Source organism: Dyadobacter alkalitolerans DSM 23607 (genome assembly GCF_000428845.1).
Lineage (GTDB): Bacteria > Bacteroidota > Bacteroidia > Cytophagales > Spirosomataceae > Dyadobacter > Dyadobacter alkalitolerans.
On sequence record NZ_AUAS01000035.1, the window covers coordinates 1 to 10128 of the forward strand.

The 10128-nt window shown below is 44.5% G+C and carries 9 protein-coding genes and 1 rRNA gene; 2 read left to right on the plus strand and 8 right to left on the minus strand.

Annotated features, from left to right (window positions below; translation table 11 throughout):
* The 8 genes from G395_RS32610 to G395_RS0126675 form a co-directional block, all read right to left on the minus strand.
* Positions 1 to 243 (minus strand): transposase (locus tag G395_RS32610; protein ID WP_035362175.1); only part of this gene is annotated, 243 nt, incomplete at its 3' end.
* Positions 244 to 364: 121 nt separating this feature from the next.
* Positions 365 to 1297, minus strand: coding sequence for a hydroxymethylbilane synthase (gene hemC, locus G395_RS0126645; protein ID WP_026632803.1), 933 nt, complete (start codon positions 1295 to 1297; stop codon positions 365 to 367).
* Positions 1298 to 1318: 21 nt separating this feature from the next.
* Positions 1319 to 2221, minus strand: a complete 903-nt coding sequence (gene rimK / locus G395_RS0126650) for a 30S ribosomal protein S6--L-glutamate ligase (protein WP_026632804.1) — start codon at positions 2219 to 2221, stop codon at positions 1319 to 1321.
* A gap of 30 nt (positions 2222 to 2251) precedes the next feature.
* Positions 2252 to 2722, minus strand: coding sequence for an ATP-dependent zinc protease family protein (locus tag G395_RS0126655; RefSeq protein ID WP_026632805.1), 471 nt, complete (start codon positions 2720 to 2722; stop codon positions 2252 to 2254).
* A complete protein-coding gene (locus G395_RS0126660; protein ID WP_026632806.1) occupies positions 2719 to 3837 on the minus strand; it encodes a DNA polymerase III subunit in 1119 nt (372 codons plus the stop codon). The genes G395_RS0126655 and G395_RS0126660 overlap by 4 nt, the downstream gene beginning before the upstream one ends.
* 35 nt (positions 3838 to 3872) lie before the next feature.
* On the minus strand, positions 3873 to 5069 hold the full coding sequence (locus G395_RS0126665; protein WP_026632807.1) for a putative sugar nucleotidyl transferase: 1197 nt from the start codon (positions 5067 to 5069) through the stop codon (positions 3873 to 3875).
* Between the two features lie 121 nt (positions 5070 to 5190).
* Positions 5191 to 5445 (minus strand): type B 50S ribosomal protein L31, encoded by a 255-nt coding sequence (locus G395_RS0126670; RefSeq protein WP_026632808.1) that lies wholly within the window; start codon positions 5443 to 5445, stop codon positions 5191 to 5193.
* Positions 5446 to 5575: 130 nt separating this feature from the next.
* Positions 5576 to 6487: a sugar phosphate isomerase/epimerase family protein gene (locus tag G395_RS0126675; protein ID WP_026632809.1), complete on the minus strand. Its 912-nt coding sequence runs from the start codon at positions 6485 to 6487 to the stop codon at positions 5576 to 5578.
* Positions 6488 to 6935: 448 nt separating this feature from the next.
* On the opposite strand from G395_RS0126675, the gene G395_RS0126680 reads away from it, so the two are divergent.
* Together G395_RS0126680 and G395_RS0126685 are read left to right on the plus strand one after the other, a co-directional pair.
* A complete protein-coding gene (locus G395_RS0126680) occupies positions 6936 to 9380 on the plus strand; it encodes a ribonucleoside-diphosphate reductase subunit alpha (protein WP_026632810.1) in 2445 nt (814 codons plus the stop codon).
* Between the two features lie 417 nt (positions 9381 to 9797).
* Positions 9798 to 10128, plus strand: a 16S ribosomal RNA gene (locus tag G395_RS0126685); the annotation flags it as partial.

A 10128-nucleotide genomic window follows, 5' to 3' on the forward strand; every position in this document is an offset into this window, starting at 1 on the left:
CCTGCTAGAATAGATGTTGCTCATATAGCCAAATACGAGCACTTTTAAGAGCATTTGGGGATGATAACTTGCAGGACCGGTGAGGTAGTAGGCAGCATTGAGCGGCTCTAAATTAATCTTATTGATCACATCGTCTACCACACGCACAACATGCCCCTTGGGGATCAATTCTTCTAGACTGGGAGGGAGCAGCATCAACTGCTGCTGGTGATAGGGCTTAAAATTAGGCTGGCGGCGACCCATTTTTTTCTGAATTGCTTATACCTAAAGATAATCAATTCAGAAAAACTTTACAACCGATAAAAACGAAAAAAGACTGCCTCTTTTGAGACAGCCTCTTCGCCTTTATATACGCAATCGAATGTTACAATGTCTGCGTCTGACTTTTAATCTCTCTCAAAATCCGATCCGCTCCCGCTTCAAGCAATTCATCGGCTAATGCAGTTCCCAACTCTTCCGGAAATGAGATTGAACCAGTTTCAGTTCTTCGGATCAATTCTTGTCCGTCCAAACTAATTATGCCGCCGGTAATGTTGATCTGATCCTCGTGCAATGTTGCCATGCCGAAAACGGGGATGCTGCATCCGCCTTGTAGGCGTTTCAGGAATGCTCTTTCGGTTAAGAGACAGGTTTCCGTTTGGGGATGATTGATCAGTTTTTTAATAATGGCTTTCTTTTCCTCCGCCAAATTTACAGCACATTCAATGGCGACACTGCCTTGGCCTACCGCTGGTGTGAATTCGTCTAAAAGCAAATGCTCTGCGATTTTATCATCGTATTCCATTCTGTGGACGCCGGCATAGGCGAGGAGCAATGCGTCGCAATGGCCTTCATTCAGTTTTCTGAGGCGTGTTTGCAGGTTACCGCGCATGTCCACGGTTTGGATATGCGGATAGAAATGCCTCAAAACAGCCACCCGCCGCGTGGAAGAAGTTCCTACTACGAAGGCTTCACCGCTTTTGAGCGAAAGTTCGGTGTTATGACTTACCAAAACATCATTGGCCTTTTCGCGTTCAGTAAAGGCAATAAGTTCAAAGGCATCATCCAGTTGCGATTGAAGATCTTTGGCGCTATGCACCGCAATGTCAATGCTGCCGTCGAGCAACTGATCTTCCAATTCCTGCGTAAAAACGCCTTTACTGCCTATTTTCGATAATGAACGGGTCAGGATTTTATCGCCTTTGGTCTCAATAATGACAATTTCCGTATCAATGCCGCCTTCATTCAAAAGCCCCTCCACATAATACGCCTGCCAAAGCGCCAACTTACTTCCCCGCGTTCCTATTTTTATATGCATGATTTACTAATTTTTCTTAATTCAAACCCCAACCGTATCCCCCTCATCCATTACAATCTTATCCTCAATATAAGCAACAATCAAAGCAGCGATATCAATCCCGCTTACTTCTTCAATTCCGCGGAGGCCGGGGGAGGAGTTTACTTCCATGACCAGCGGGCCGCGTTCAGATTGCAGCAGATCGACACCGGCGATCCGGACGCCTAGTGCTTTGGCGGCTGCAATAGCCGTTTGTTCTTCTTCTGCGGTAAGCTCGATCAAATGTCCTTCGCCGCCGCGGTGCAGGTTCGAGCGGAAATCGCTTTCATGTCCCTGGCGTTTCATGGCTGCTATGACCTTGTTGCCGATCACAAAAGCGCGAATATCGGCACCTTTGGATTCTGCAATGTATTCCTGGATGAGGAAATTCGCTTTTAAGCCGTAAAATGCTTCAATCGTCGATTTTGCAGCCTTAATCGTCTCAGCCAAAACAACGCCTACACCCTGCGTTCCTTCGAGCAGCTTAATGATCACCGGCGGCCCGCCTACCATGTGGATCAGCTCGTTGACCTGCGCAGGATTTTTAGCGAAAACCGTCTTTGGAATGTCTACGCCAGATTTGGCAAGCACTTGCATGCTGCGCAACTTATCCCGGGAACGCAGGATAGCCTGTGATTTGACGGTCGTGAAAACCTTCATTAACTCTAATTGCCGCACCACGGCACAGCCAAATGCATTCACAGACGTGCCGATCCGGGGAATGACCGCGTCGATTTCGGTGATGGGTTTTCCTTTGTAAATGATGGTCGGTTTTCCTCCTTCAATCATGACGAAGCACTTCACATGGTCGATAACCACTGCCTGATGACCCCTTTGTTTAATTGCCTCCACCAGACGCCTCGTTGAATAAAGGTCGGGATTGGTGGATAATACGGCGATTTTCATATAAATAACTAAAAATAAAATGGGGTAAATTCAGGATTGATGTCTGGCGTGAGAACGATGAGATGCCTTTGAACGCTTTGCAGCGGATAAATCTTTTTGCGAGACATCCACCAAAAACCGCTTATTCAGCAATTTACGCCCTAACAGGATGGGATATCTCATTTTACGCCGGTTGGCAAGTGAAAACTCTGTCCGGATTTTTTTACCAAAGATGGTGATCTTCGTTTTGATCACATAACGTTTTTCTTCTTTTCCCGACGAATTTCGAACAATGGTTTCTTTAAAATCCGAAACCGTGTAGGATTGCTGTGGTGCGCCTTTTTTTGCATCCAAATAAAAACACAATTGCGGCTGGTCGCCATCTTTGATCAGCCTTACGCGCGAGCAATGAATGGAGGAAGTGGTCGCCCCCGAATCAATGCGGACGGGCACATCAAACCAGCCCAGATCGGGTAGATCCACGATGTCGGTTGCGCCGATAATGTCTAGCGTTGGCTTCATCGGCGTTGGAAAAAGTGGGCGACGGTCAGTGAAAGATCCAGAAAAACCATTTTTGCGCGCACATTCCGTTCCATATGATAGTAAGCAAGATTCACCTCTTCGATCATTTTCTCGAGTGAATCAAAGTTAACCGTTTTTGAAAAGTTTTGTACAAATGTAAGCTCTTCTTCGGGCACGCGCAGAAGCTCGCCTGCGCCGTGGCTCCAAACCAGCATATCGCGAAAAAGCCTCAATGCGTATTCTAAAAGGCCTTTTTGCTTTTCTTTATTCATCACATCAAAATTGTCAGCCAGCTTTACCAAATGCGAAATGTCATATTTATAACAGGAACGCATCCACGCCGCAAACCAGCCGGAACGATCATCCTCCGCATCCTGAACCAATTTTAATGCTTCCGACAAGTTTCCGTCGCACAAGTAAGCGATTTGATTCGCAGCTGTGTCGCTAACCTGTTGCAGTTTCAGGAAATAACGCACCTCTTCATCCGAAAACGCGGGAATGTTAATGCGCTGTGTGCGGGAAATAATGGTGGTTAACAGCTTGTCAGACTGGTCGCTAACAAGTAAAAAGAGTGTTTTTTCGGGCGGCTCTTCGAGGATTTTGAGGATCGCGTTAGACGAAGCCGCATTCATAATGTCCGGTTTCCAGATCAACAGAATTTTGTATTCGCCCTCGTAAGCTTTCACTGATAACTTTCTCAAAATTCCACGTGCTTCTTCGACGGAAATGTTTCCTTGCTTGTTTTCTGCACTAATGTGATCGAGCCATTCAGGAAGGATGCGATAAGGATTTTCCAGCAAAAATGAGCGCCACAGGCCTAAAAACGCCTCGCTGGTTTTCCCGTCGATCTTTTTTGAAGTTGCGATGGGAAATATGAAGTGAAAATCGGGATGGATCAGCTTGGCCATTTTTGCGCAGGAAGCACAAGTGCCGCAAGCGTCCTCATCACTTTTGTTTTCACAATTAATGTATGTCGCAAATGCTAAGGCGAGGGCAAGACCGCCGCCACCGGCAGGGGAATCAAACAGCTGTGCATGAGCCAGATGGCTATTCTTCACCGAGCGCCTTAACGTTGCTTTGATATGTTCAAGTCCCGGTATTTCTCTGAAAAGCACGGTGGATGATTTTTTAAACTAATGTAAAAGTGGTCTTAAACCTCAAAGTTGCGCTGTTCGCGCGTCTGCTCAAAAACGGATTTTAAAATCTCCTCATCTGTTTCTCCAAATGTAACATTTCGACGGCTAACCGTGTCCTGCGCCACATGAAGGGCTTTTTGAAAACGATATTCTGAAAATCCTTCTGCGTTACCGCCCCACGAAAAGGAAGGCGTGTGTTTGGCCTGAAAGCCAGCCCCGAACACATTCACACTTACGCCAACAACGGAGCCCGTGTTGAACATTGTCGAAATTCCGGCTTTGGAATAATCACCCATCATTAACCCGCAAAACCTTAAACCTGTGTCAACCAGATCATTGGTGATATAGCTATGTAGTTTCACATTGCTATGGTCATTTTTCAAATTTGAATTATTGGTGTTGGCGCCGAGGTTACACCATTCGCCCAGCACCGAATTTCCCAAATAACCGTCATGTCCTTTGTTGCTATAACCAAATACAACACAGTTACTTACTTCGCCACCGAGCTTGCTGAATGGCCCCACGGTTGTGTTTGGCCGGATTTTCGTTCCCTGCGCCAGCACGCTGCCCTCTCCAATTGAAAACGGTCCCTGAACCATTGAGCCTTCCTGAATCAGCGCATTCTTACCTATATAAATAGACCCATTCTCGGCATTTAAAATAGAAGCTTTAACAACAGCGCCCTTTTCGATGAAGATGTTTTCAGGTTTGTAGCAATGAGTATAAGGATCAGTCAACGGTTCGGAAGTTCTATTCTCCGTTATTTTTCTAAAATCCGTTTCGATCTGCTCACCATTAAAAGCAAATATGTCCCAAACGTTTCGGATCAGTGTATATGAGCCAGCATAATGATGAGATTCATAATTTGTAATATTTATATCCGGATTCCACGTCCCGGTACTTCTGATGGCAAGAACGTCGTCGCCCGCAATCAGTGCTGATTCCAAAGGAAGCTTATTAATTTCTTCAACGAGCCTGGTGTCTGGGCACAGGCTACCGTTGATATAAATATTATCAGTCGAACTCGTAGCTGGAAATGCCAATGACAGGTAAGCCGCAGTTTGATAGGAAACCGCTGAATCCAGCCATAAGCTCCATTTTTCTGAAATCTTGTTAATGCCGCAGCGAATTGCTGAAACGGGACGGGTGTATGTAAATGGTAAAAGTTGAGCGCGGATTGCGGGATCGTCAAATAGAATGAATGTAGGCATGTTTTGTGCTAGTATGTGGGGCCAAAGTTCGCCCATTTTTTTGGTTAGGGCAAAAAAAGAAGCAGTCTCTTGTACATTTTACAAGAGACTGCTTCTTTTAATTTCGGTAAGAAAGCGCTGATTAAGCTTCTTTCTGTGCGCCGTAACGTTTTCTGAATTTGTCTACGCGGCCCGCAGTATCAACAAGTACATTTTTACCTGTGTAGAAAGGGTGCGACTGAGAAGAAACCTCAACTTTATAAACCGGATAAGATTTACCATCTTCCCAAGTAATATTTTCGGTAGTTTCTATGGTAGAGCGCGTAATGAATTTAAAATCGCTTGATAGATCCCAGAAAACTACGTCTCTATAATTGGGATGAATATCTTTTTTCATTGGTATATGGTATTATGTGTTTCGATACAATTCTCAAAAAGGATTGCAAAAGTAAAAATTCTAATTTAGTAAACCAAGAAATCAACGCCTATCTTTTTGAGAAAACTTAACTATACGCAACGGTAAGTGATTAAACTTCACTCAATTGCTGTTTAAGCACCTCTACGCCCCGTCTTGCTTCCTTATCGAAATCGGTGTAAACGAAGCATTCAATAGACAATCCGCCTTTGTAGCCGATCTTTTTCAGTGAACTTAAATAAGGTCTGAAATCGTCGCCCTTAACCCCGGGAGGCGTCCGGTTTTCCTTTTCGGCAATGTGGCAATGGACAATGTGTTTGCCGAATTTCACGATCTCATCCGGCGATTCATCTTCTTTCAGCATGTGAAAAATGTCGCATAACAACTTCACTCTCGGGCTCTTAACTGCATCAATGATCTCGACCCCTTCTGCCAGGCTGTTAATGAAATTGGTTTCCCCGCGGTTCAAAGGCTCCACAGCAATGGTAACGCCATATTTTTCTGCCAGCGGTGCCATTTTTTTGGTCAATTCAATGTGCTGGGCCTTTGCCTTCTCTCTATCAAAACCTTCAGGGATAATGCGTGAAGCGCCGCTTCCGAAAACCACATACTGAGAACCGCATTCTTTTGCACGTTTCAAAACAAGGTCTGTCCTTTCCAGAATGGCCTGATGATTCGCATCCGGCCCCAATGTTTTCAGGCTCCCCGGAAGCAAGATCACATACGATTTGATTGGAAACTTCTCTTCGCGAAGCTGTTTGAGGTTTTTAGCATACTGCGCATCCCCATCTTTCGGGATGAGAAAATTCCCGACCGACTCCTCTATATATGTACATCCTGATTCTCTTAAATAGTCAGCCTTATCATATGCTGCAAAAACACCAAGTTGAAGTGCATAACCCGGCCCGGTATTTTTAGCAAACACAATTTCCGGAACAGTAAGTCCTGCCGCCAGGCCTGTAATGATCCCGGTGGATGTTTTAAGGAAATTTCGCCGGGATGGAGAATGAATGAGCTTAGTCATAATGTACTAGTTTTGATCAGTATAAAAATCATTTTGAATAGTCGTTTATATTTCCTCGGTAACTTGTAATTTTAAATGTTTGCTTGTTTAGAATATTTTCAAATAGTTAATTTTCTGTAACGAGCTGATATTTAAGTTTTTGTTGGACTAATTGTATTTGAAATACAAATCTGGTCTTTCAAAATGTTTACAAATTTTCAACATTAAATTTTTGTAAAATTTTTTTCGGTTGCATTTTAATGTTGATAAACTGTAAACCGCTAGCATTTAGAATATTACAAAATCTATGATTTGGATTATCCCTATAAACCCAAAATGCACCCCTTATTACTGGTTGCGAATGCGATTAATTTAATGTTATTTCAAGGACTGTTAAGCTCCTCCGAAGAACGATTTCAACTTTAAGATACATCACTAACTTCCTAAAAAACAATTCATTAACATGTCAATGTATGTAATAAAACGCGACGGGCGCCGTGAATCGGTTAAATTCGATAAGGTAACCGCGCGAATTGAAAAATTGAGCTACGGGCTTGATACAAACTATATTCAGCCCATAGAAGTCGCTAAAAAAGTGGTCTCCGGGATTTACGACGGAGTGACTACGGCGGAACTGGATAACCTGGCTGCGGAAACTGCGGCGTCCATGACCACCAAGCACCCGGATTATGCGATTTTGGCAGCCCGCGTAGCGATCTCAAATCTTCATAAAAATACATTGAAGTCGTTCTCCGCCACAATGAAACGACTTTATACCTATGTTGATGGCAAAACCGGCGAAAATGCGTCGTTGATTGCGAAAGATGTTTACGATGTCATTCGCCAGAACGCTTCGCTTCTTGATTCTACCATTATATATGACCGCGATTATGCCTATGATTATTTCGGTTACAAAACGCTTGAAAAATCATATCTATTAAAGGTTGACGGTAAAATTGTGGAAAGACCCCAACACATGCTAATGCGTGTTGCCGTTGGGATTCACCAGGAAGATGTGCAGGCAGCGATTGAGACGTATCATTTACTTTCTGAAAAATGGTTTACGCATGCAACGCCAACATTGTTTAATGCCGGAACGCCAAAACCCCAAATGTCGTCTTGCTTTCTGTTAACGATGAAAGAGGATAGCATCAATGGGATTTACGATACGCTGAAAAACTGCGCATTGATTTCGCAATCGGCCGGCGGGATCGGTTTGAGCATTCATGATGTGCGTGCAACGGGAACATATATTAAAGGAACCAATGGCCAGTCGAACGGGATTGTGCCGATGCTCCGTGTTTTTAATGATACGGCAAGATATGTAGATCAGGGCGGCGGAAAGCGCAAAGGTTCTTTTGCCATATATATGGAACCCTGGCATTCGGATATTTTCGATTTCCTGGATTTGAAAAAAAACCATGGAAAAGAAGAGCAACGTGCGCGTGACCTTTTCTATGCATTGTGGATTCCGGACCTTTTCATGAAGCGCGTGGAAGCCAATGATACATGGTCATTATTCTGTCCGCACGAATGTCCGGGACTTTCGGATACGCACAGCGAGGATTTCGTAAAGCTTTACGAGCGATATGAAATGGAAGGCAAAGCGCGTAAAACCATTAAAGCGCAGGATCTGTGGTTTGCCATTATGGAATCGCAGATTGAAACAGGCACTCCTTATATGTTGTATAAGGACCATGCAAACAGCAAGTCGAACCAGAAAAACCTGGGAACAATCAAGTCTTCGAACCTTTGCACAGAGATCATTGAGTATACAGCCCCTGATGAAGTGGCGGTTTGTAACCTCGCTTCGATCGCATTGCCGAAATTCATCGAGCAAGGCCCGGATGGCTTTATGCATTTTGATCACCAGAAATTGTACGAGATTACGAAAGTGATCACCCGCAACCTGAATAAGATCATCGACCTGAATTACTATCCTGTTCCGGAAGCTGAGAAAAGCAACAAGAGACACCGCCCGATCGGGATTGGTGTGCAAGGATTGGCAGATGCGTTCTGCCTGATGCGCATGCCATTTGATTCTGACGAAGCGCGTCAGTTGAATAAGGACATTTTTGAAACCATCTATTACGGTGCTATGGAATCGTCCATGGAGCTGGCCGAAAAGCTGGGACCATACGAAACCTGGGCAGGCAGTCCGGTTTCACAAGGCATTTTCCAATTCGACATGTGGAATGTTACGCCGGACAGCAATCGCTGGGATTGGGAGAAATTGAAAAAAGGCGTTATCCAGCATGGTGTGCGCAACTCGCTGCTCCTGGCCCCGATGCCGACAGCTTCTACAAGTCAGATCCTTGGCAACAACGAATGCTTTGAGCCTTTCACTTCCAATATATATGTAAGGAGGGTTTTGTCGGGTGAATTTGTGGTCGTGAATAAATATCTGCTCAAAGACCTGGTAAGGCTGGGCCTTTGGAATGAGGAAATGAAAAACAACCTCGTTCGTGCCAGCGGATCTGTTCAGGCCATTCCAAACATTCCGCAGAACATTAAAGACCTTTATAAAACGGCATGGGAAATTAAGCAGCGCAGCTTGCTGGATATGTCCGCCGACCGCGGCGCATTCATCTGCCAGTCGCAATCGCTTAATATCTTCATGGAAGAAGCGAATTTTGGTAAGTTAACCTCAATGCACTTCTATGCGTGGAAGAAAGGACTGAAAACGGGTATGTACTATTTAAGGACCCGCGCAGCATCTGATCCGGTTCAGTTCACATTAAGCAAGCAAGCAGAGCGGCAGATCGAGCCTGCAACCGCTGTGGTAGCCGAGAAGGAACTGAATTACGTGCAGTATGCTGAGGAACACGCGAAGCCAATTGTTGCAAGAGACAACAAAGCGGATATGCAATGCTCATTGGACGATCCTGAAAGCTGCGAGGCTTGTGGTTCGTAATTAGAATAGTGTTTAGAAGGACGGGCTCTTGCTTTATAGCAAGGGCTCGTTTTGTTTTGTGGTATTTAAAAAAGAATTTCTATAAACTGTTAGAAAAGGCGATCTGAGCATATGAGGGGCATATTATGACGGTTGAAAAAAAAGTTTAAAATATTTTCCGTTAAATAAAATTGATTATCAGACGGTTAGAAAAATTCGCAAAAAAACTTTAAAAATATTTGTGTCTTGTACTTGCGTATTAAAAATAAAGCCTGCACTTTTGCACTCCCAATCGGGAACAACGGTAGCGCAGACGGCGAAACCACTAGTTCTGAAAGATTCAGAGCAACGTTCTTTGACATGATGAAGAGAGCAAAAAGAAAGTTCGTTTAAGAAGATTCGGTCCTCCCCTAAGAAAAAGAGATCACAACAAAATTTACAATGGAGAGTTTGATCCTGGCTCAGGATGAACGCTAGCGGCAGGCTTAATACATGCAAGGCGAGGGGGCAGCAATGTCACCGTCGTACGGGTGCGTAACGCGTATGCAACCTACCTTCAACTGGGGGATAGCCCGGGGAAACCCGGATTAATACCGCATAACACATTTATATCACCTGATATTTATTGTTAAAGATTTATTGGTTGAAGATGGGCATGCGTTCGATTAGCTAGTTGGTGCAGGTAACGGCTCACCAAGGCGACGATCGATAGGGGAGCTGAGAGGTTGATCCCCCACACGGGCACTGAGATACGGGCCCGACTCCTACG

What these genes read in the sequence shown, in the direction of transcription:
- G395_RS0126670 (WP_026632808.1), bottom strand. Translation starts at nt 5,445, where the DNA reads ATGAAAAAAGATATTCATCCCAATTATAGAGACGTAGTTTTCTGGGAT.
- G395_RS0126675 (WP_026632809.1), bottom strand. Translation starts at nt 6,487, where the DNA reads ATGACTAAGCTCATTCATTCTCCATCCCGGCGAAATTTCCTTAAAACA.
- rimK (WP_026632804.1), bottom strand. Translation starts at nt 2,221, where the DNA reads ATGAAAATCGCCGTATTATCCACCAATCCCGACCTTTATTCAACGAGG.
- G395_RS0126665 (WP_026632807.1), bottom strand. Translation starts at nt 5,069, where the DNA reads ATGCCTACATTCATTCTATTTGACGATCCCGCAATCCGCGCTCAACTT.
- hemC (WP_026632803.1), bottom strand. Translation starts at nt 1,297, where the DNA reads ATGCATATAAAAATAGGAACGCGGGGAAGTAAGTTGGCGCTTTGGCAG.
- G395_RS0126655 (WP_026632805.1), bottom strand. Translation starts at nt 2,722, where the DNA reads ATGAAGCCAACGCTAGACATTATCGGCGCAACCGACATCGTGGATCTA.
- G395_RS0126680 (WP_026632810.1), top strand. Translation starts at nt 6,936, where the DNA reads ATGTATGTAATAAAACGCGACGGGCGCCGTGAATCGGTTAAATTCGAT.